The organism is Prescottella defluvii, from assembly GCF_000738775.1.
Lineage (GTDB): Bacteria > Actinomycetota > Actinomycetes > Mycobacteriales > Mycobacteriaceae > Prescottella > Prescottella defluvii.
Genome location: NZ_JPOC01000033.1, coordinates 64,928 through 85,654, shown reverse-complemented (window position 1 = coordinate 85,654; position 20,727 = coordinate 64,928). Strand labels below are relative to the sequence as shown.

The 20,727-nt window shown below is 69.2% G+C and carries 19 protein-coding genes and 1 pseudogene; 15 read left to right on the top strand and 5 right to left on the bottom strand.

What is annotated here, in order from left to right; all coding sequences use genetic code 11:
* Positions 1-30: 30 nt before the first annotated feature.
* The 11 genes and pseudogenes from IJ15_RS0113075 (at position 31) to IJ15_RS0113025 (ending at position 12,146) form a co-directional block, all read left to right on the top strand.
* Positions 31-1,668 (top strand): Na+/H+ antiporter, encoded by a 1,638-nt coding sequence (locus IJ15_RS0113075; protein ID WP_031938789.1) that lies wholly within the window; start codon positions 31-33, stop codon positions 1,666-1,668.
* A 16-nt stretch (positions 1,669-1,684) separates the two neighbouring features.
* Complete coding sequence (locus IJ15_RS0113070) at positions 1,685-2,881, top strand: lipase family protein (RefSeq protein WP_031938788.1); 1,197 nt, start codon at positions 1,685-1,687, stop codon at positions 2,879-2,881.
* Positions 2,882-2,940: 59 nt separating this feature from the next.
* Entirely contained in the window at positions 2,941-4,086 is a 1,146-nt protein-coding gene (locus IJ15_RS0113065; RefSeq protein WP_231569525.1) for a sensor histidine kinase, read from the top strand.
* A gap of 63 nt (positions 4,087-4,149) precedes the next feature.
* Positions 4,150-4,947: a LytR/AlgR family response regulator transcription factor gene (locus IJ15_RS0113060; protein ID WP_031938786.1), complete on the top strand. Its 798-nt coding sequence runs from the start codon at positions 4,150-4,152 to the stop codon at positions 4,945-4,947.
* Positions 4,944-5,314, top strand: a pseudogene (locus IJ15_RS0113055) (hypothetical protein). The gene IJ15_RS0113060 and the pseudogene IJ15_RS0113055 overlap by 4 nt, the downstream one beginning before the upstream one ends.
* Before the next feature lie 12 nt (positions 5,315-5,326).
* Complete coding sequence (locus tag IJ15_RS0113050; protein ID WP_031938784.1) at positions 5,327-7,081, top strand: sodium/solute symporter; 1,755 nt, start codon at positions 5,327-5,329, stop codon at positions 7,079-7,081.
* Positions 7,082-7,190: 109 nt separating this feature from the next.
* Positions 7,191-7,553 carry a Rieske 2Fe-2S domain-containing protein gene (locus tag IJ15_RS0113045; protein WP_031938783.1) on the top strand — a complete coding sequence of 121 codons (363 nt, stop codon included), beginning with the start codon at positions 7,191-7,193 and terminating at the stop codon, positions 7,551-7,553.
* 307 nt (positions 7,554-7,860) lie between these two features.
* Complete coding sequence (locus IJ15_RS0113040) at positions 7,861-8,223, top strand: DUF485 domain-containing protein (protein WP_031938782.1); 363 nt, start codon at positions 7,861-7,863, stop codon at positions 8,221-8,223.
* Positions 8,220-9,860 carry a solute symporter family protein gene (locus IJ15_RS0113035; RefSeq protein WP_031938781.1) on the top strand — a complete coding sequence of 547 codons (1,641 nt, stop codon included), beginning with the start codon at positions 8,220-8,222 and terminating at the stop codon, positions 9,858-9,860. The genes IJ15_RS0113040 and IJ15_RS0113035 overlap by 4 nt, the downstream gene beginning before the upstream one ends.
* 158 nt (positions 9,861-10,018) lie before the next feature.
* Positions 10,019-10,450 carry a type II toxin-antitoxin system Rv0910 family toxin gene (locus IJ15_RS0113030; RefSeq protein WP_031938780.1) on the top strand — a complete coding sequence of 144 codons (432 nt, stop codon included), beginning with the start codon at positions 10,019-10,021 and terminating at the stop codon, positions 10,448-10,450.
* Positions 10,451-10,517: 67 nt separating this feature from the next.
* On the top strand, positions 10,518-12,146 hold the full coding sequence (locus IJ15_RS0113025) for a substrate-binding domain-containing protein (protein ID WP_031938779.1): 1,629 nt from the start codon (positions 10,518-10,520) through the stop codon (positions 12,144-12,146).
* Between the two features lie 41 nt (positions 12,147-12,187).
* Here the strand turns inward: IJ15_RS0113025 and IJ15_RS0113020 are convergent, their stop codons facing one another.
* From IJ15_RS0113020 to IJ15_RS0113000, 5 genes are all read right to left on the bottom strand, one after another.
* Positions 12,188-12,835 carry a CoA transferase subunit B gene (locus IJ15_RS0113020; RefSeq protein ID WP_031938778.1) on the bottom strand — a complete coding sequence of 216 codons (648 nt, stop codon included), beginning with the start codon at positions 12,833-12,835 and terminating at the stop codon, positions 12,188-12,190.
* Positions 12,832-13,596 (bottom strand): CoA transferase subunit A, encoded by a 765-nt coding sequence (locus IJ15_RS0113015; RefSeq protein ID WP_031938777.1) that lies wholly within the window; start codon positions 13,594-13,596, stop codon positions 12,832-12,834. The genes IJ15_RS0113020 and IJ15_RS0113015 overlap by 4 nt, the downstream gene beginning before the upstream one ends.
* Positions 13,597-13,638: 42 nt before the next feature.
* Positions 13,639-14,997, bottom strand: coding sequence for an MFS transporter (locus IJ15_RS0113010; RefSeq protein WP_031938776.1), 1,359 nt, complete (start codon positions 14,995-14,997; stop codon positions 13,639-13,641).
* 50 nt (positions 14,998-15,047) lie between these two features.
* Positions 15,048-15,437 (bottom strand): carboxymuconolactone decarboxylase family protein, encoded by a 390-nt coding sequence (locus IJ15_RS0113005; RefSeq protein ID WP_031938775.1) that lies wholly within the window; start codon positions 15,435-15,437, stop codon positions 15,048-15,050.
* A 143-nt stretch (positions 15,438-15,580) separates the two neighbouring features.
* Complete coding sequence (locus IJ15_RS0113000; RefSeq protein ID WP_031938774.1) at positions 15,581-16,609, bottom strand: AraC family transcriptional regulator; 1,029 nt, start codon at positions 16,607-16,609, stop codon at positions 15,581-15,583.
* Positions 16,610-16,950: 341 nt separating this feature from the next.
* Here IJ15_RS0113000 and IJ15_RS0112995 point away from each other — a divergent pair, with 341 nt between their 5' ends.
* The 4 genes from IJ15_RS0112995 (at position 16,951) to IJ15_RS0112980 (ending at position 20,711) form a co-directional block, all read left to right on the top strand.
* A complete protein-coding gene (locus tag IJ15_RS0112995; protein ID WP_031938773.1) occupies positions 16,951-17,928 on the top strand; it encodes a quinone oxidoreductase family protein in 978 nt (325 codons plus the stop codon).
* A 151-nt stretch (positions 17,929-18,079) separates the two neighbouring features.
* The gene (locus tag IJ15_RS0112990) at positions 18,080-18,928 is read left to right on the top strand and encodes a TauD/TfdA dioxygenase family protein (RefSeq protein ID WP_231569524.1); all 849 of its coding nucleotides are present in this window, start codon (positions 18,080-18,082) and stop codon (positions 18,926-18,928) included.
* Positions 18,929-18,970: 42 nt separating this feature from the next.
* Entirely contained in the window at positions 18,971-20,026 is a 1,056-nt protein-coding gene (locus IJ15_RS0112985) for a BKACE family enzyme (protein ID WP_031938771.1), read from the top strand.
* A gap of 91 nt (positions 20,027-20,117) precedes the next feature.
* On the top strand, positions 20,118-20,711 hold the full coding sequence (locus tag IJ15_RS0112980; protein WP_031938770.1) for an RBBP9/YdeN family alpha/beta hydrolase: 594 nt from the start codon (positions 20,118-20,120) through the stop codon (positions 20,709-20,711).
* The last annotated feature ends 16 nt before the right edge of the window (positions 20,712-20,727 follow it).

Here is a 20,727-nt window from a genome sequence, read left to right as displayed (position 1 = left end):
CGGGGGTCCGGTCGACGGCACAATCGTCGTGTGAACGGAACCCTCGTACTGCTCGTCGTCATCGTGTCGATCGCGGTGACGAGCCTGGCGAAACGTCGAGATCTGCAGGTCCCCCTCATCCTCGTGGCCGTCGGCTCGGCGGCGTCGTTCATCCCGGGCATGCCCCGTCTGGAACTGGACCCCGAGATCATCCTCGGGGTGGTCCTGCCGCCACTGCTGTACTCGGCGGCGCTGGACTTCTCGATGTCGAGCCTGCGCCGCAACATCGCGCCGATCCTGCGACTCGGTGTCGGCCTGGTGCTGGTGACGGCGTTCGCCGTCGGATTCTTCTCGAACTGGCTGGTGCCCGAGTTGACGCTCGGCGCGGCGCTGGTACTCGGCGCCGTCGTGTCGCCGACCGACGCCGTCAGTGCGGTCACCGTCGGCCGCAAACTCGGACTGCCGAAACGTGTGCTCGCGATTCTCACCGGTGAGGGCCTGCTCAACGACGCGACCGCGCTGACGCTGTTCACCGTCGGCGTCGCGTCCGTCGCAGGCACCCGCGTCGTCGTCGAACAACCGATGCTGTTCTTCCTGTACGAGGTGGTCGGCGGTGTCACCATCGGCCTCGTGACCGCGACCGTCGTGCGTTTCGTGCGCGCCCGGATGTACGACTCACCGCTCGAAACCGTTCTGGGACTGGTGCTTCCCTTCGCCGCCTACCTGGCCGCCGAGGAGCTCGACACCTCCGGTGTGCTCGCCGTCGTCGTCGCCGGATTCGTCATGGGCCACCACGCGACCAACGTGTCGATCCCGACCCGGATCCAGGAACGCTCACTGTGGGCGACGCTCGACATGCTGCTCGAGATGTTCGTCTTCGCCTACATGGGCCTGCAGTTGAAGTTCGTCATCGACGACGTCGCCGCCGAGGGACTGCCCGTCCACCACGTCTTCGCCTACGGGTTCGCGGTGCTGGCCGTGGTGATCCTGGTCCGTCCGCTGTGGGTGTTCCTGAACTGGGGCGGGGCCCGGATGCGGTTCACCCCCCGACACGGCACCGCCACACAGGCCGGAATGAACTGGCGGCAGAAACTCGTCGTGTCGTGGGCGGGCATGCGCGGCGTCGTCACGCTCGCCGCCGCGGGCGGCATCCCGGTGCTGACCGCGGCGGGGGAGCCGTTCCCGGGGCGCGGCGTCATCCAGGCGATCGCGTTCGTCGTCGCGGTGGGAACCCTGCTGATCCAGGGAGCGACGATTCCGTTCGTGATCCGACGCCTCGACGTCGCCGACCCTCATGAACTCGAACGCACGCGGCAGCAGACCCTGCTCGCCCGCCGGATCGCCGCCGACGCGGCCGACCGTGCACTGGCCGAGGTCGCCGCGAGTCCGCCGTCCGGCGCCGACCCCGGCGAGTTCGTCAAAGCCCTCGACCGGGTCCGGATCTCGGTCCGCGCCCAGGCCCAGGTCGAGGAGGCCGAAGAGGACGACGGCGGCACCGCGTCCAGGCTCCGACGTGCCGGCGCGCTGTTCGACACCGTCCGGCGCCGCGTCCTCGAGGCGCAGCGCAGCGCGCTGATCGCGGCCCGCGACGACGGCACCCTCGACGACGAGGTGCTGCGCGCCGAACTCGAATCGCGAGACATCGAGGAAGCCGCCGCCGAGCAGAGAGTGCGCCGCAGGCGCGGCTGACGGGCACAATCGAGCCGTGACCCGAATCCGGACGGCCCTCGCCGCGCTCGCGTGCGCGGCGCTGCTGGCGGGATGTTCGGCGACCGTGGACTCCCCGGACCGCGTGACGCCGACGGCTGCCCCGACGACCAGTGCGCTCGCGCCACCCGACCCCGCCGACCGGGGTGTCGTGACCCGCGACGAACCGTTCGCCGGGGCCGGGATGTCCGGGCACCGGATCGTGTACCGGTCCACGTCCGGCATCGACGCGCGCGGCACCGAGGTGTCGGGCACGGTGTTCGCGCCACCCGGCCAGGCGCCGCCGGGCGGGTGGCCGGTCGTCACCCTCGGCCATCCCACGACCGGACTGCTCGACGAGTGTGCGCCGTCGCGGCACCCGGACCTGCTGGGCTCGGCGGGGCTGGTGCGGGATCTGCTCGCCCGCGGATTCGTCGTCGCCGTCACCGACTACGAGGGTCTGGGCACCGACGGCCCGCACCCGTACCTCGAGCCGGTCACGGCCGCGCACAACCTGATCGACGGGGTCCGTGCCGCGCGGAATCTGGTGCCCGACACCTCGGCCCGGTGGACGGCGATCGGGGTGTCGCAGGGCGGTCAGGCGTCGTGGGCGGCCGCGGAGCGGGCGGCGCAGTACGGCGACGGACTCGAGTTCCTGGGCGCCGCGGCCCTGTCCCCGCCCGCCGATCTCACGCCGATCGTCTCCGACGGCCCGGTCACTCTCGATGTGCCGCAACAGTTCTTCCTGCCGATGCTGATCGACGGACTGTCGGTGTCCCATCCGGACCTCGATGCGAGCGCCTACATCCGGGGCGCCCTGGCCGACAATCGCGACGTGATCAGGTCCTGCACCGGGGAACTGGCGTCGCGGAAACTGTCGGTGGCACTCTCCCTCACCCCGGCCGACACGCTGCCGCGCAGCAACAGTGATGTCGCGGCGATGCGCGAGTGGTTGGCCCGTGACGCGCTGCCGCAGCAACCGGCCGCCGGGCCGCTGCTGGTGGTGGTCGCCGGTCGGGACAACCTGATCCGGGCCGACTGGACCCTTGCCGCGGTGGGGCGCGCGTGCGGGCAGGGGGATGTGATCGAACTGCGGTACCGCGCCGACGACGTGCACGCCGACTCGAAGGCGTTGCCCGGCGCGGTCGACTGGCTCGCGGACCGGTTCGTGGGCGCGCCCGTCGTGAACACGTGTGCCGGGCAGGAGGCGCCGTGACCGCGATCGTGTGGACGGTGACCGTCGTCGCGCTCGCCGTCGCCCTCACCGTCGTCGCGATGCGGACCCGACGCGTGCTCACCACGCCGGCCGAACGCGCGGTCCACGACACGCTGCACACGGCGTCGCTGGCGGCACGGCCGCTGCGCCGCGGTCTCGACGAGACGTCCGCGCGGGAGGCGGCGCCGCACCTGCGGATGCTCACCGGCGCGCAGTCGCTCGCGGTCGCCGGCCCGGACGGCGGCCTGCTGGCGTGGAACGGCCCCCACGGCGGGCTGTCGGAGCAGTTCGTCGCCGCGGCGGCGCGCGCGATCGCCGGGGAGCGGCGGGTCCTCGTCGAACGCGCCGACCTGGACCGCAACGGCGACGACCACGACGTGCGGGCGCTGATCGCGCAGCCACTGCTGATCGAGGGCACCGGCGTCGTCGGGGTGCTCGGGGTGGCGGTCACCACCGAGCCCGGGCCGGCGATGCTCGGGGCGCTCACCGAGGTGGCCCGGTACGCGTGCAGCCAGATCGAGCTGGCCGAACTGGACGCGTCCCGCGCGCGCATCGACCGGGCCGAGGTCCGGGCCCTGCGCGCCCAGATCAGCCCGCACTTCATCTACAACGCCCTCGGAACCATCGCGTCGTTCGTCCGCACCGATCCCGACCGTGCGCGCGAGCTGGTGCTCGAGTTCGCCGACTTCACGCGCTACTCGTTCCGGTCGGCGGGCGAGTACACGGTGCTGGCCGACGAACTGCGCAACATCGACCGGTACCTCACCCTCGAGCGCGCGCGGTTCGGCGACAACCTGCAGGTGCGTCTGCAGGTGGCGCCCGAGGTCCTCAGCGTCGTGCTCCCGTTCCTCGCGCTGCAGCCGCTGGTGGAGAACGCGGTGCGGCACGGGCTGTCCGGCAAACGGGGTGGAGGGACGGTCACGATCGTCGCCTCCGACGAGGGCACCGACTGCGTGATCAGCGTCGAGGACGACGGGGTCGGCATGGACCCGGAGTTGCTGCGCTCGGGGGAATTGGACGCCGTCGAGTCCCGTCCCGGTGGTCCCAGCGCGTCCGAGTCCGCCCACGTCGGGCTCGCCAACGTCGACGACCGGCTGCGCGCGGCGTTCGGCAACGACTACGGGCTGGTCGTCGAGACCGCACCCGGCGCGGGCACCAAGGTGAGCATGCGGGTGCCGAAGTTCCGGCCGGGCATCCGGGCCTGACCGCCGACGAGTCGGCCCACCTCGGTCCGCGTCGCGGCGGCGACGTGGCACGATGGATCCGTTGTGAAAGAGACCGCTGACGGGCCCTCGGATGGCCCACTGACTGTGCTGGCCGTCGACGACGAGCGCCCCGCTCTCGACGAGCTGGCGTACTTGCTGCGCGCCCGTGAGGGCATCGGTGAGGTGCTCACCGCCGGCGACGCGACCACCGCGTTGCGGATCCTGCGTGACGGCGCCGTCGATGCGGCCTTCCTGGACATCAACATGCCGGGCCTCGACGGCCTCGAGTTGGCCGGTGTCCTCACACAGTTCGCGAATCCGCCGTCGGTGGTGTTCGTGACCGCGCACGAGGACCGGGCGGTGGCGGCCTTCGATCTCGGTGCCGTCGACTACCTCCTCAAGCCGCTGCGCGAGGAACGACTCGAGGAGGCGGTGCGCCGGATCGTCGAGCGCCGACGCAGCACCCGCGACGCGGTCGAGGACGCGTCGGCGGCCGACGAGGTGATCCCGGTCGAACTGGGCGGGGTCACGACGCTGGTGCCGCGCTCGACGGTCAAGTGGGTGGAGGCCGACGGCGACTACGCCCGCCTGCACACCGCCACCGGATCGCATCTCGTCCGGATCCCGATCTCGGCGCTCGAGAACCGCTGGACCGACGCCGGGTTCCTCCGGGTGCACCGCTCGTATCTGGTGTCGCTGCCCGAGGTGACCGGCATCCGCAGCGTCGGCTCGGGCCTCGTGGTGTGTCTGCGTCCGCAGGGCAGTGCCCCCGGCGTCGAACTGCCCGTCAGCCGCCGGCACACGCGCGAGTTGAAGGACAAGCTGATCCGCGGCCCGCGTCAGCACTGGAATACCCGGTGACCGGCGCGGGCCCCGTCCCACCCGCCCGGCAGCGAGTGGTGCTGGCGAAGCGGCGCGGGGCCCGGATCGTGCGCACCCGCGTCGAGGTGCAGGAACAGACCGAGGTCGGTGACGCGATGATCCGCGGGCTGGTCCGGGCACAGCTCAGCCTGGCATTGCGGGTCGCGGCCGCGGTCCTGCTGTCGTTCGGCGTCGTCCCGGTACTGCTGCTCGCGTTCCCGCGGGTCGCCGACGTCGCGGTGCTCGGCATCCGGGTGCCGTGGTTGCTCGCCGTCACCCCGCTCCCGATCCTGTTGGCGGCGGGGTGGTTCTACATCCGTGCCGCCGAGCGCAACGAGCAGGACTTCCCGATCTGGTCGACGACTGAGGCGCGGTACCGATGACCGGACAGCCCATCCCGCTCCTCACCGTGCTGGCGCTGGTCGCCGCAGCGGTGGCCACCGTCGGCATCGGTATCTACGGGGTTCGCCTGGCGCGCACCACCTCCGACTTCCTCGTCGCGTCCCGCAGCGTCGGCCCGCGGTGGAACGCGGCCGCGATCTCGGGTGAATATCTTTCGGCGGCATCATTTCTCGGGGTCGCCGGGCTGATCGCGAAGTACGGCGCCGACGCGTTGTGGTATCCGATCGGCTTCACCGCCGGCTACCTGGGGCTGCTGCTGTTCGTCGCGGCCCCGCTGCGCCGGTCCGGTGCCTACACCGTGCCCGATTTCGCGGAGTTCCGCCTCGGTTCGGTACGCGTGCGCCGGATCGCGATGGTGGTGGTCGCCCTGGTGTGCGGGTTGTACATGGTGCCGCAGTTGCAGGGGGCCGGACTGACCCTCAACATCCTGCTGGGCGTGCCCGGGTGGGTGGGCGTCGTCGTGGTCGGGGTGATCGTGATCGCCAACGTCGTCGGCGGCGGCATGCGGTCCATCACGTTCGTGCAGGGCTTCCAGTACTGGCTCAAACTCACGGCGGTGGCGGTCCCGGCGCTGGTGCTCTCGGTGCACTACTTCTCCGATGCGCGCCCGGTCGGCGCGCCCGCCCCGCCCACCGTCACCACGCAGACATCGGTCGACATCACCACCGATGTCGTGGTGCAGGTGGCGACCCCGACCGGCGTCACGGTGCACGGACGACTCGACGGCCGGGACACGTCCGGCGACCTCCTGCTCGGCGCCGGCAGGCACGAGTTCGGCAAGGGGACGACGCTGATCCTGCCCCCCGGATCGGCGGTCCCCGTCGTCGCCGGAGCCCCCGCCGACGGCGCCGGATGGGCCGATCCGGGCGGCGGTTTCGGGGGCCCGCACCCGCTGTTCCAGGTGTACTCGCTGATCCTCGCGACGTTCCTCGGCGCGATGGGCCTGCCACATGTGCTGGTCCGCTTCTACACCAACCCGGACGGCCGTGCGGCGCGGCTGACGTCGCTGGTGGTGATCGCGCTCGTCGGGGTGTTCTACCTGTTCCCGGTGCTGCTGGGGGTGTTCGCGCGGCTGTACGTGCCGCAACTGCTCATCACCGGGACTTCCGACGCCGCGGTGCTGCTGCTCCCCGGTTCCGTCTTCTCCGGGTGGGGCGGCCAGTTGCTCGCGGCGCTCGTCGCGGCCGGTGCGATCGCCGCGTTCCTGTCGACGTCGTCGGGGCTGCTGGTGAGCATCGCCGGCGTCCTGAGCACCGACGTGCTGCGGGGTCGGATCCGGGACTTCCGGGTGGCCGCCGTGCTGGCGGGCGCCGTGCCGCTCGTGCTTGCTCTCGGCGCGGCGTCGCTGGACCTGTCGCGGTCCGTGGGTCTGGTGTTCGCGGTCGCCGCGTCCACGCTGTGCCCACTGCTGATCCTCGGTATCTGGTGGCGGGGGCTGACCGCCGCCGGGGCCGCTGCCGGATTGATCGTCGGGCTCGTCGCGGGCGGGGGAGCGGCGGTGCTCGCGGTGCTCGGGGTGCCGTCGGACGACGTGTGGCACGGGTGGCCGTCCGTCCTGATCGGGTATCCGGCCGCGGTGAGCGTCCCGTTGTCGTTCGCGGCGATGGTGCTGGTGAGCATCGCCACCCGGCGGCAGGTCCCCGCCGACATCGGCCGGATCTTCACCCGTATGCACGCGCCGGAGCGTCTGGGGATGGGCCGGGACCGCGAGCGCGATCTGCGCTCGCCGTGACGAGAGTTTCCGGTGGGCGGGTCTGACGATTGACGCGGTTCCTCGGTATCGGCGAACGTGACGGGTCTGCGTGCGCGGCCCGTGTGCACGCCCCGAAGAAGGAGACCCCGTGTCGGATTGGCACTGCCTCGGAACGGCGGACGACCTGCGTGACGGAAAGCCGCACGCCGTCCGGGCATTCGATACCGACCTCGTGGCCTACTCGGACCGGGCGGGCGTCATCCACGTCCTCGATTCCCGCTGCCCGCACATGGGCGCCAACCTGAGCAAGGGCAGGGTCGTGGGCGACACCATCGACTGCCCCGCCCACCTGTGGCGCTGGAACGGCGAGGGCAAGTGCGTCGGAGGTTCACCCAAGCTCCTCCCGGTCCGCTCGTGGACGACAGAGGAACGGGAAGGCCTGCTGTACCTGCAGGCCAACGACGCCCCGCCGACCGGCCGGCCGGTCAGGGCTGCCAACGCCTGGTGGTGAGGGCCGCGGCGGCGGTCACTTGTGCACGACCACCGAAACGGCGCCCGAACGGGGACACCCGAACGTTGATCGACCGTGGCTCGGGTCGTGGCCGAGCGTTACCCGGAGTCGACCGCGGAGATCACCTGACTCCCGCTGCGCAGGGCGGAACGCTCCGACCATTCGTCGCGCCCGGGTGACCGTTCGGCGCACGCGCCGACAGTTCGGCGTGTGACTGCCGCCACACCCTTCTCCTGTGATCTGGCTCTCACTAGCGTCGCTTCGCATACCCCGCGACGCCCGTCGCCCGCCTCGTAGGAGCCCGCCCATGACCACCACCGACCTCGGTTCGGGTGCACCGCCGCCGCGGCCCGCTCCCGACGCGCAATCCTTCGTCGACATGCAGGCGAGCCCGGAGTTCCAGGAGTTGCGCCGCCGCCTGCGCCGCTTCGTCTTTCCGATGACCGCCTTCTTCCTCGCGTGGTACGGCATCTACGTCCTGCTCGCGACGTACGCATCGGACTTCATGGCCACCAAGGTGTTCGGCAACGTCAACCTCGGCATCGTGCTCGGGCTCGGTCAGTTCGTGACCACGTTCGTGATCACCGCCCTGTACGTGAAGTTCGCCAACCGTGAGCTCGACCCGCGCTCGTCGGCGATCCGCGACGAACTGGAAGGACCGGCACAGTGATCACCACTCTTGCGCAGGAGTCGGCGACCGACGTCGGCAATCCACTGTTCAACATCGCGATCTTCGTCGCGTTCGTCGTCGGCACCATGACGCTGGTGATCCGGGCGAGCAAGTCGACGAAGAAGGCGTCGGACTTCTACACCGGCGGCGGCCAGTTCTCCGGCCCGCAGAACGGTTTCGCGATCGCCGGCGACTACCTGTCGGCGGCGTCGTTCCTCGGGATCGCGGGTGCGATCGCCGTGTACGGCTACGACGGCTTCCTCTACTCCATCGGATTCCTCGTCGCGTGGCTCGTCGCGCTGCTCCTGGTGGCCGAACTGCTGCGCAACACAGGACGATTCACTATGGCCGACGTCCTGAGCTTCCGGCTCAAGCAGCGTCCGGTCCGCATGGCGGCGGCGCTGTCGACGTTGGTCGTCTCGCTGTTCTACCTGCTCGCGCAGATGGCCGGCGCGGGTGGCCTGGTCGCACTCCTGTTGAACATCAAGGACTTCGCGGGTCAGGCGGTCGTCGTCGCGGTCGTCGGCGTGCTGATGATCGTGTACGTGCTGATCGGCGGCATGAAGGGCACGACGTACGTGCAGATGGTCAAGGCCGTCCTGCTCATCGCCGGTGCCGGAATCATGTTCGTGCTGGTGCTGATGGCGGTGAAGGGCAACTTCTCGCAGTTGCTCGCCGACGCGCAGAACATGGTGAACAACTCGGCCAACGAGGCGGTCGCCGGCCGGGACGTGCTCGCGCCCGGTGCCAAGTACGGCGTCAGTGACATGTCGCGACTGGACTTCCTGTCGCTCGGTATCGCCCTGGTCCTCGGCACCGCGGGTCTGCCGCACGTGCTGATGCGCTTCTACACCGTGCCCACCGCGAAGGAGGCCCGCCGCTCGGTGACGTGGGCGATCGGCCTGATCGGCGCGTTCTACCTGTTCACCCTCGTCCTCGGCTACGGCGCCGCCAGGATGGTCGGCCCCGACAAGATCCTCGCCGCCCCCGGCAAGGAGAACTCGGCGGCGCCGCTGCTCGCGTTCGAACTCGGCGGCACGATCTTCCTCGGCATCATCTCCGCGGTCGCGTTCGCGACGATCCTCGCCGTCGTCGCCGGCCTGGCGATCACCGCGTCGGCGTCGTTCGCACACGACATCTACGCCAGTGTCATCAAGCGCGGCAAGGCATCCGAGGAGGAGCAGGTCCGGGTCTCGCGGATCACGGTCGTCGTCATCGGCATCGTCGCGATCGTGCTCGGCATCCTCGCGATGGGGCAGAACATCGCGTTCCTGGTCGCGCTCGCGTTCGCGGTCGCCGCGTCGGCGAACCTGCCGACCCTGCTGTACTCGCTGTTCTGGAAGAAGTTCAACACCACCGGTGCGCTGTTCAGCATCTACGGCGGTCTCATCAGCTGCCTGTTGCTGATCGTGTTCTCGCCGGCGGTCTCCGGTGCCAAGACGTCGATGTTCCCGAACGCCGACTTCGCGTGGTTCCCGCTGGCCAACCCCGGCATCGTCTCGATCCCGCTCGCGTTCGTCCTCGGCATCGTCGGAACCTGGGTGGGGCGCAACAAGCTCGAGGACCCGTTCAAGCAGGCCGAGATGGAGGTCCGTTCACTCACCGGTGTCGGTGTCGAGAAGGCCGTCTCCCACTAGCGGCGTGGGTCGATCGAGCCGGTCCGGTGCGGGTGGTGTCCACCCGCACCGGACCGGCATCGCGCAGCTGACGCGATTGCAGATCCATCGCGCGGGTGCATGTCCGAATCGGGCGCGTGAGTCGTGTACGTCACATTGCTTTTGGTTACGATCCGTCAATGGCAAAGCTGAAGGTGTCGATCGACGTCCCCATGAGTCCGGAGGACGCGTGGACCAAGGCGTCGGATCTCGACGGATTCGAGCAGTGGCTCAGCATCCACGAGGGGTGGCGCAGTGAACTGCCCGCCGAGCTGAGCGCCGGCACCACGATCAGCTCGGTCGTCACGGTCAAGGGTCTGCGCAATCGCGTCAGGTGGACGTTGAAGCAGTACCACCCGCCCCGCAGCCTGGTCCTGAAGGGTGAGGGCAAGGGCGGCGTCAGGCTGGGCCTGGTCCTGAGCGTCGATCCCGCGGCCGACGGCGCGAGGGTCGCCCTCGACATCGAACTCGGTGGTGCGCCGCTGTTCGGCCCGATCGGGTCGGGTGTGGCGAAGGCGCTGCGCGGCGACATCGAAAGCTCCCTGCAGACGTTCGTCACGCTCTACGCCTGATCGGCGGTGCCCGTCCGATCATCCCGTCCCCCCGTGCTCCCTGTCCTTTCCTGGAGGTCTCGAAGCCATGGCCGGTCGTCACAGCGCGCCACGCACGCAATCGACGTCGCCCGTCGTCACATACGGGGTGATCGGGCTCGCCGCGCTGGTCGTGGTGGGCGCCGGTGGGTACTTCGTGTTCGACAGTCTCGGCGGTGGGGGATGCGACTCGACCAGCGAGTACGTGGTGGCAGCGGATCCGTCGATCGCGCCGGTGCTCACCGCCGTCACGGCCGAGGCGTCCGCGGAGGACCTCGGGTGCCGCAGCTACCGGATCGAAGCCGCGTCCGGCATGGACCCGCTCGGGGCGCCCGGCCGGCAGGACGGACCGGACTTGTGGATTCCCGACTCGACGCAGTGGGTCGCCAAAGCCGGCAGCGGAACCGGAACCCTGTTCGACGTCGCGGCCACCTCCATCGCGGCCACCCCGGTGGTGATCGTGGCGCGGGAGTCGGAGATGCCGTTCTTCGCGACCTGGACGAGCGCGCTGCAACTGCCCGGGCTGCGGATCGGTGATCCGCTCACGAGCAGCGTGTCGGTCGCACCCATCGTCGGGGCGCTCTCCGAGTCGGACGCCGGTGCCGTTCCCGCCGACGTCGTGCCCGGCGCCCTCGTCCCGATCGCCCAGGCGCAGGCCGCCAACATGCACCAGAGTGACGCCGCGGCACGGCTCGCGGCCGTCACCGCCGACGGGGGCATTGCGATCGCCACCGAACAACAGGTGGCGGTGCACAACCAGGACGACGCGGCGACGCAGTTGGCGGTGACGGTCCCGAACTCGGGCGCGGTGTTCCTCGACTACCCCGTGGTGGCGACGGCGTCCGGCGCCGAGCACGCCGACGCTCGGGAGGCCGGCGTCGCGCTGGCCGAGGTGATGGCGACGGAAGCGGGACAGGTGGCCTTGTCGCAGAACGGGTTCCGTGGACCAGATCGGGCTCCGCTCGACGCCGGCCGCGGCGTAGGGGAGGTCGACACTCTGACGGTGACCGACCCGGCGGCCACGGCCCAGGTCCTCCGGCGCTACGCGGTGCTGGCGTTGCCATCGCGCGCGCTGGTGGTCGAGGACGTCTCGGGCTCGATGGACGAGAGGGCCGGCTCCGACACCCGGATCGCCTTGACGGTGCAGGCCAGTGAGACCGGCGCGACGCTGTTCCCGGACAACGCGCAACTGGGCCTGTGGGCGTTCTCGATCGGGCTGGGCGGCCGCGACAAGGACTACAAGGAACTGGCACCCATCCGGCGGATGGACGAGATGGTCGACGGCGTGAGTCATCGACAGCGGATGACCGACGCCGTCCGGACATTGCCCTCACTCGTCAAGGGTGGGACCGGGCTCTACGACACCACGCTCGCGGCGTTCCGCACTGTCCAGGAGGGGTACGACCCGAACGCGATCAACAGCGTCATCCTGCTCACCGACGGAGCCAACGAGGACCCGTCGAGCATCTCGCTCGACGAACTGCTGGCGACGCTGAAGCGGGAGCAGGATCCGGCGCGTCCGGTCATCATCGTCACGATCGGAATCACGGACGACGCCGATGCGGCTGTCCTGCAGAAGATCTCGACGGCGACCGGCGGAACCAGTCACATCGCGCGTACTCCGGCAGAGATCCCCGGGGTGTTCGTCGAAGCGATGCGCAGTCGCGCCACGAGCTGAACGCGTCGGGTGGGCGGCAGATCCTCGCCGCCCACCCGACGTCACACCAGCGGTGCGTCCGTCGCGGCGCGAACCTGCGCCTCGTCGACCCCCGGAGCACATTCCACGAGAACCAGCCCGGACCCGGTCACGTCGAGCACCGCGAGGTCGGTGATGATGCGGTGCACCACCGCCCGCCCGGTGAGGGGGAGCGTGCAGCGCTCGACGACCTTGGAGGCGCCGGACTTGTCGGTGTGCTCCATGAGCACGATGACCCGGCGCGCCCCGTGCACGAGATCCATGGCGCCGCCCATGCCCTTGACCATCTTGCCCGGCACCATCCAGTTCGCCAGGTCGCCGGTTGCGGAGACCTGCATGCCCCCGAGGATCGCGGTGTCGATGTGCCCGCCGCGGATCATCCCGAAACTGATCGCGGAGTCGAAGAACGACGCGCCCGCCTTCACGGTCACCGTCTCCTTGCCGGCGTTGATCAGGTCCGGGTCCACGGCGTCCTCGACCGGGTACGGACCGGTGCCCAGAATGCCGTTCTCGCTGTGCAGGGTGACCGCGACGTCGTCGGGAAGGTGGTTCGGAATCAGGGTGGGCAGGCCGATCCCGAGATTGACGTACTCGCCGGACACGAGTTCCTGTGCGGCGCGCGCCGCCATCTGGTCGCGCGTCCAGCCGGTCGTCTCGATCACTGCGGTCATCGCGTAGCCTCCTTCGCGGCCGACACCGTCCGCTTCTCGATCTTCTTGTCCTGTGGTCCGGTGTGCACGACCCGGTCGACGAAGACGCCGGGCAGGTGGACGTGAGCGGGATCCAGTTCACCGGCCGGGACGATCCGCTCGGCCTGGGCGATGCACACGCGCCCCGCCATCGCGGCGAGCGGATTGAAGTTCATCGCGGCCTTGTTGAACACGAGGTTGCCCTCGGTGTCCGCGACGAGGGCGTGCACGAGTGCGTAGTCCGCGGTGATGGACTCCTCGAGCACGTACTGCCGTCCACCGAACTCGCGAATCTCCTTGGCGGGCGAGCCGAGCGCCACCGAACCGTCGGGGTGGTAGCGCCACGGCAGGCCGCCCTCGGAGATCGGGGTGCCGACCCCGGCCGGGGTGAAGAAGGCCGGGATGCCGGCACCCCCGGCCCGCATCCTCTCGGCCAGCGTGCCCTGCGGCGTCAACTCCACTTCCAGTTCGCCCGACAGGTACTGGCGGGCGAACTCCTTGTTCTCCCCGACGTAGGAGGCCGTGACCCGGCGAATGCGCTTGTCGTCGAGTAGAAGCCCCAATCCGGCACCATCGGTGCCGCAGTTGTTCGAGAAGACTTCGAGATCGGTCGAGGTTCCGGCACCCAGCGCCTCGATCAGGGCGTCCGGGATGCCGCACAGTCCGAACCCGCCGACGGCCAGGGACGCCCCGGATGGGATGTCGGCGACCGCGCCGGCTGCCGATGTGTAGATCTTGCTCATGAATACCTTTCCATCGCTGAATATTTCAGCGGCCACTGGACCTCAGGCGGGCACGGTGCTCTGTGATGCAAGCTTGCGCAGGCCCGCCGGATAGACGCGCCGGCCCACGAGTAGCGCGGCGATGGCAGCGACGTAGAAGAGCGGCGCGAGCTGGAGGGACTCGATCAGTCCCAGTCGATCCGCGAGGATGCCGATAACGAAGGGGCCCAAGGCCAGACCGAGAATATTGTTGGCGATGGTGAGTGTACCCAGCGCCGACGCGCGGACCGACTCGTGGGTGAGTCCCGCGACCATAGCGGCCGTCGGTCCCGAGCAGCCGGCGGAGAAGAACGCGCCGATGCCGAGCAGGATCAGCTGGGGTGCGCCGGTGTCCAACTGGAAGCCGATGCCGAGCGACAGCAGGGCGATCACGCAGAACACGACTCCGGTCATCCACTTGCGGGCCGGATCGGTGCGACTCACCCGGTCGGTGACGATGCCGCACACGACCATGCCCGTGCCGACCAGCAGGACGAACAACGCGGCGGCCCCGGCTGCCTTGTCCAGCGCCATGTCGTAGTAGCGGTTGAAGAAGCTGGGCGTCCACGACAGCAGGACGGCCGCGGTGAACATCTGGAATCCGCCCGCGAGGTAGACGCACCACACGGCCGGGTTGGTGAACAGGGTGGAGACGGGGACCCGGATCACCGGGGTCGACCGGGCGACGCCGTCGGACGGGGCGACGGGGTCGTCGTGCACGGCGTACCGCGCGAGGCGGGACTCGGTGACCACGGCCCGGAACAGGGCGACGAGGATCAGTCCGAGCACGGCCATCGCGGTGAACGACCAACGCCACCCGACGTTGACGGCGATCACGCCGCCGAGCGAGACACCGACCACGGAACCGAAGGATCCGCCGGCCATGAACGCCCCGCTCAACGACGAGTGCAGGCGCGAGGAGAACACGCTCAGCACGAGGGCGATCCCGACGCTGCCGTAGGCGGCCTCGCCGACGCCCACGAAGAACCGGGCGGCCAGCATCTGTTCGTAGTTGGATGCGATCGCACAGCACAGGGTTGCGATGCTCCAGATCACCGCCATCGCGACGATGCTCCGCACTCGGCCCCACCGGTCGGCGAGCAGGGACAGCGGGAACGTCAGCAGGCCGACCATGAGGGCGACGACGCTGGTCAGCGAGGCGAGCTGCGAATCGGACAGCAGCCATTCGCTCTTCAGCATCGGGAAGACGGCGCTGAGGACCTGCCGGGACATGTAGTCCGACAGCAGCAGCGCGAAGGCCAGGGCGGCGACGACCCACGGATAGATGCGCGATCGCCGGCCCGCCGGCGTGGGGTCCGGCGTCGTCGGGCGGGGTTCGACGGTTCCGAACGCCTGTTCGGGGGAGGTCGTAGGCAGTCCCATGTGTGCTCCTGGAGGCGGATGGACTGGGGGAGGGGTGGCGCGGAGAACGGTCAGTTCTGTTGTCGGGCTTGGAACTCGGTCAGTTCCTCCTCGAGGATCGGCACCCCGAGGTTGCAGGCGTGGATCCCGAGGACGCTGACCATCTGCAGGACCGTGAGAATCTGTTCGCGGGTGACGCCGAGTTCGAGGGCGGCGCGGATGTGTCGCCGGACGCCCGGTGCGTACAGGTGGGTGGCAGCGGCATCGATTGCGATGCTGAGCAATTCGACGAATTCGGGAGGGAACACGCCGCGCCGGATCGGGACCGCGTTCATCGCCATGAACTGCTCGGTCCACTCCGGGTCCCAGCGGAAAAGGGTATCCCACAACGGATTCCAGCTACCCCCTTGCTGCATTCGATCGATGGTCGGAGTGGGGGACGGATCGGGGTGTGTGGTCATGGCAGCGCTCATTTCGCGAGTCGACTGGGTGAGGTGAGCCACTGTCCGATGTGGACGTGGCGCAGATCACGTTAGCTCGGCTCCGTTCGCAATAGTTTCCCCTCCGGGACACGATTCTGTGCATCTCGGGACATCGTCGACCGTCAGGTGTCGGCCCCTGCGGTGACGTCCGGGATCGCCCGCTTGCGCCACTCCCGCGGGCAGGTGCCGAACTGCTGATTGAACCAGCGCGAGAAGCTGCTCGGCGTCGAGAACGACAGCATCTCCGAGATCTCCGTCAAGGAGTACCGATCGCCGCTGACCATGTGGTTCGCCAGTTCGGTGCGGGTGGCATCGAGCACGGAGGTGAACGTCTGTCCGGACTTGGCGAGATGGCGATGGACCGTCCGCCGGTCGACCCCGAGACTGCGGGCAACCTGTTCGACGGAGCATCGCCCGGTCGGCAGCAGAAGCTCGACGAGCTCGCGGACGCGGTTGGCGATCGTCGGCTCCTCGGGGGCTGACAGGGTGTCGAGGAACTGCTGCGCGTAGGAGCGGAGAAGCGGGTCGGACAGGCGATTCGGTTGGTTCAGGTCGCTCGTGTAGGTGACGATCGCGTTGTAGTCGGCGTCGAACGTCAGCGGTGCTCCGAACATCTGCCGGTGGGTCGTGTCATCCCGTGGCCGGCTGTGCTCGAAGAGTGCCGCAACCGGGCGCCAGTGATCTCCCAGCAAACTCTTCAGCAGCTGGTGGACAACTGCGGCGGCGAGTTCGATGCCCTGCCGGACGGCCATCGGTTCCCCGGGTTCGAGGGTGATTCTGATCGTGGTCAGTCCCTCACGTTCGGACATGCGGATGCGCAGGGCTTCGTTGTACATGTGCTGGTACCGGATCAGCGTTCGCAGTGCGCTCCGGGCGTCGGGTTCCTCGCGGATGCTCACGCTCAGCGGCCCGAGTGCGGACAGTCGCCGGCGCTCGGCGAGCTTGAGCGCGAAGTCCGGACGACCGGATGCGGTGGCCGACACTTCGAGCAGGCGGAGCACCGCCGATGCCGGTACCCAGCGATCCTGCAGGTCGAGGCCGGACGGATCCAGTCCCGTGGATCGCAGCAGGGCGATCGGATCGATATGCAGTGCGTGGCTGAGCTCGATGTATCCGGTCAGCGAGGCGTATCGCGCAAGTGGCCTCGACACTCGTATCACCTTCCTGGGGGACTCCGGTTGCGCCGCGAGGGCGGGTGTGTGGCAAGACACAGTGCCACCCGGGTGGGGGTGGCGCAACCCGTGGGGAGAGCTCCCCTGTCCCGAAATGAACAGAAATATGTCCCGTAGGGGCATGTGTGAGCTTCGTCGCGTGGATACGGTCGAGTCAGTTGGATCACAGCCCGGGACGGGGAGCGAACCGTCGCTCCTCCCGGATGCCGGGGAACCCCCCGACGGCATCTGCGCCCGGACAGGATCGGTTGCTGTGAACGTTCGGCAACCACACACATCGAGCGGCCCGTCGGGTCCGGTCGCGAGCTGAGGAGATTTCGATGGCAAAGGCGATTCGCTTCTACGAGACCGGTGGTCCGGAGGTTCTGAAGTGGGAGGCCGTGGAGGTCGGGGAGCCCGGCCCGGGTGAGGTGCGGATCCGGCACGAGGCGGTCGGGCTGAACTTCGCCGACACCTACTTCCGTACCGGCCTGTATCCGGCGCCCCTGCCGGCGGGGATGGGTGTCGAGGCCGCGGGTGTCGTCGAGGCGGTCGGTCCCGGCGTCGACGGCTTCGCGGAGGGCGACCGCGTCACGTACACCGGCAGCCCGCTCGGTGCGTACAGCACCGAGCGCGTCATGCCCGCCGATTCCCTGATCGCGTTGCCGGACGGCATCGGGTTCGAGACCGCGGCGGCGATGACGATGCGCGGACTCACCACGTCCTACCTGCTGCGCAGGATCGCTCCGTCACTGAAGGCGGGCGACACGGTGCTGCTGCACGCCGCCGCCGGCGGCGTCGGTCTGATCTTCTGTCAGTGGGCGAAGCTGCTGGGCATCAACGTCATCGGCACCGTGTCGAGCGACGCGAAGGCCGAGGTGGCCCGCGCTCACGGCTGCGGCGAGGTGATCGTCTACAAGCGGGAGAACGTCGCCGAGCGGGTCCGCGAACTCACCGACGGTAAGGGTGTGCCGGTCGTGTACGACAGCATCGGGGAGACCACCTACCAGTCGTCGATCGATTCGCTGGCGCGTCGGGGCCTGCTCGTGGCGTTCGGGACGGCGTCCGGTCCGATCCCGCCGATCAACGCCATGGAGCTCGCGGTCAAGGGCTCGCTGTTCGTGACCCGTCCGGCGCTCGCCGACTACATCGCCGATCCCGCCGAGCGGGCCGAGCTCGCGGCCGAGTTGTTCGGTCACGTCGCCGCCGGCCGCATCGAGATCGAGATCAATCAGCACTACGCGCTCGAGGAGGCCGAGCAGGCGCACCGGGACCTGGAGTCGGGTATCAGCATCGGCTCGTCGGTGTTCTCGTTCTGATCCCGAACCATCCATCCACGCAACGTCGTTCGGTGGATCGGCGCACCACGAGGCGACGCCACGACCCACCACTTCCAGCTCGAAGGAGAGTGCCATGACCACTGTCGAACTTGCGCACGGCCGTGCGGCGACCGGCACACCCGTGTCGCCGATGGATGCCCGGCCGCTGACCTGCAGTATCGGCGCCGAACTCCACGGTGTCGACCTGGCCGACGTCTCTCACGACGACGACCTCTTCGCCGAACTGAAGGCGCTGTTGCTCGATCACAAGGTGCTGTTCTTCCGCGACCAGGATATGAGCCGGGCCGAACACATCGCGTTGGCCGAGCGTTTCGGCTCCCTCGAGGATCATCCGGTGGTCGGCAGCGATCCCGATCATCCCGGCCTCGTCCGGATCTACAAGGACCTCGACAGCCCGCGGGAGGCGTTCGAGAACGCCTACCACTGTGACGCGACGTGGCGCGCGAACCCGCCGATGGGGTGCGTGCTCCGGTGCGTCGAGGGTCCCGCCGTCGGTGGCGACACGATCTGGGTGAACATGGCGTTGGCGTACGAGCGGCTGCCGGAGCGCGTCAAAGAGCAGATCGAGGGCCTGCGCGCCCGGCACAGCATCGAGGCGTCCTTCGGTGCGCGACTGCCGATGGAGAAGCGGCTCGAACTCAAGGAGCGCTTCCCCGACGCGGAGCACCCGGTGGTCCGCACGCACCCCGAGACCGGGGAGAAGATCCTGTTCGTCAACAGCTTCACGACGCATCTCACGAACTACCACACCGAGGAGAACGTCCGGTGCGGTATCGACTACGCCCCGGGCGCCGGTGAGTTGCTGCGGTACCTGCAGAGCCAGGCCACGATCCCGGAGTACCAGGTGCGCTGGCAGTGGACGAAGAACAGCGTCGCGATCTGGGACAACCGGTCGACCCAGCACTACGCGGTCCAGGACTACTGGCCCGCCGTCCGAAAGATGGAACGCGCCGGGATCGTCGGCGACCGCCCGTTCTGATTTCCGATTTCCGAACCTCTCTATCCAGAAACGGAGTTACCCATGCATTTCCATGACGATGCATTCTTCCCGGAGAACCAGGACAAGCTGGTCATCACCGTCGCGCCGTACGGGCCGGAGTGGGCGGTCGAGGACTTCCCCGAGGACCTGCCGCTGACGATGGACGAGCACGTCCAGCAGGCCGTCGACTGCTTCGAGGCGGGCGCGACGGTGCTGCACATCCACGTCCGCGAGGAGGACGGGAAGGGCTCGAAGCGGCTGTCGAAGTTCAACGAGCTCCTGGGCCGGCTGCGGGAGGCGGTGCCGGAGATGATCCTGCAGGTCGGTGGCTCGATCTCGTTCGCGCCGGAGGGTGACGGCGCGGACGCGAAGTGGTTGCCGGACAACGTCCGTCACATGCTCGCCGAGCTGGACCCGAAGCCGGACCAGGTGACGATCGCGATCAATACCAGCCAGATGAACATCATGGAGCTGATGACCCCGGGCGACATCAAGGGCACCTCCCTGGAGAATGCGGACCTGGCGCACACCTACCGGGAGATGACGGTGCCGGCCGGTCCGGAGTGGGTCGAGGAGCACCTGCGCCGGTTGCAGGCGGCCGGGATCCAGCCGCACTTCCAGCTGTCGAGCATTCCGCAGCTCGAGACCGTCGAACGGTTGATCCGCCGCGGCGTCTACACCGGTCCGCTGAACGTCACGTGGGTGGCGATCGGTGGCGGCTTCGACGGCCCGAACCCGTACAACATGATGCAGTTCGTCAACCGGGTCCCGGACGGCGCCTGCCTGACGCTCGAGACGCTGATGCGCAGCGTGTTGCCGGTGAACACGATGGCGATCGCGATGGGCCTGCACGCGCGGTGCGGCAACGAGGACAACCTGTGGGCGCCGAGCGGCGAGGTCAAGATCACCTCCGCCGATCAGGTCCGTCAGCTGGTCCGCGTCGCCAAGGAACTCGGCCGTGAGGTCGCCACCGCGAAGGAGGCCCGCGACATCTACCGGATCGGCACCACGTACTCCGGCGCCGACGAGACCCTCGAGAAGCTCGGCTACGCGCCGAACCGTCGCCCCGGTCAGGTCGGCTTCACCCAGCACGCCTGACCGACCCCAGCATTCGGGGTGGGGACACCGACCCGTCGGTGTCCCCACCCCGAATGCCTCGCACGCCCTGATTTCTTCTGGAGGAATTGTCATGCCCAGCAGCGCATCCCCGACCGTCGTGATCGTTCCCGGCCTGCGTGACCACGCCCCGGACCACTGGCAGACGCTTTTGGCCGCCGGCCTCGACAAGGTCCGCACGGTCCCGCCGCTCGAGCACGACAAGCTCAGCCTCGACGCCCGGGTGGCCGCGCTCGACGCCGTCCTGGCCGACATCGACGGACCCGTCGTGCTCGTCGCGCACAGCGCCGGCGTGATGATCACCGTGCACTGGGCCGCCCGCCACGACCGCCCCGTCGCGGGCGCGATCCTGGCCACCCCGTCCGACCTCTCCACCCCGCTGCCCGCCGGCTATCCGTCCCTGGCGGACCTCGACGCGAACGGCTGGAACCCGGTCCCGCGCAGCCCGCTGCCGTTCCCGAGCATCGTCGCCGCCAGCACCGACGACCCGCTGGCCGAGTTCGCCGTGGTCGCCGACATGGCGCGCGACTGGGGCGCCCGGCTCGTCGACCTCGGCGAGGTCGGACACCTCAACCCGGCGTCCGGCTACGGCGAATGGCCCCGCGCCACCGAACTTCTCGACGAACTACTGACCACGGTCGGCGCCGCGGCCTCGCCGACCAACTGACCGCCGACGATCGCTG

Bases quoted from the DNA above. Each gene is read 5' to 3' on its own strand.
- IJ15_RS0112985 (WP_031938771.1), top strand. From the start codon at position 18,971: ATGCATTTCCATGACGATGCATTCTTCCCGGAGAACCAGGACAAGCTG.
- IJ15_RS0113065 (WP_231569525.1), top strand. From the start codon at position 2,941: ATGCGGACCCGACGCGTGCTCACCACGCCGGCCGAACGCGCGGTCCAC.
- IJ15_RS0113030 (WP_031938780.1), top strand. From the start codon at position 10,019: ATGGCAAAGCTGAAGGTGTCGATCGACGTCCCCATGAGTCCGGAGGAC.
- IJ15_RS0113025 (WP_031938779.1), top strand. From the start codon at position 10,518: ATGGCCGGTCGTCACAGCGCGCCACGCACGCAATCGACGTCGCCCGTC.
- IJ15_RS0113015 (WP_031938777.1), bottom strand. From the start codon at position 13,596: ATGAGCAAGATCTACACATCGGCAGCCGGCGCGGTCGCCGACATCCCA.
- IJ15_RS0112990 (WP_231569524.1), top strand. From the start codon at position 18,080: ATGGATGCCCGGCCGCTGACCTGCAGTATCGGCGCCGAACTCCACGGT.
- IJ15_RS0113040 (WP_031938782.1), top strand. From the start codon at position 7,861: ATGACCACCACCGACCTCGGTTCGGGTGCACCGCCGCCGCGGCCCGCT.
- IJ15_RS0113050 (WP_031938784.1), top strand. From the start codon at position 5,327: ATGACCGGACAGCCCATCCCGCTCCTCACCGTGCTGGCGCTGGTCGCC.
- IJ15_RS0113010 (WP_031938776.1), bottom strand. From the start codon at position 14,997: ATGGGACTGCCTACGACCTCCCCCGAACAGGCGTTCGGAACCGTCGAA.
- IJ15_RS0112995 (WP_031938773.1), top strand. From the start codon at position 16,951: ATGGCAAAGGCGATTCGCTTCTACGAGACCGGTGGTCCGGAGGTTCTG.
- IJ15_RS0113005 (WP_031938775.1), bottom strand. From the start codon at position 15,437: ATGACCACACACCCCGATCCGTCCCCCACTCCGACCATCGATCGAATG.
- IJ15_RS0112980 (WP_031938770.1), top strand. From the start codon at position 20,118: ATGCCCAGCAGCGCATCCCCGACCGTCGTGATCGTTCCCGGCCTGCGT.
- IJ15_RS0113020 (WP_031938778.1), bottom strand. From the start codon at position 12,835: ATGACCGCAGTGATCGAGACGACCGGCTGGACGCGCGACCAGATGGCG.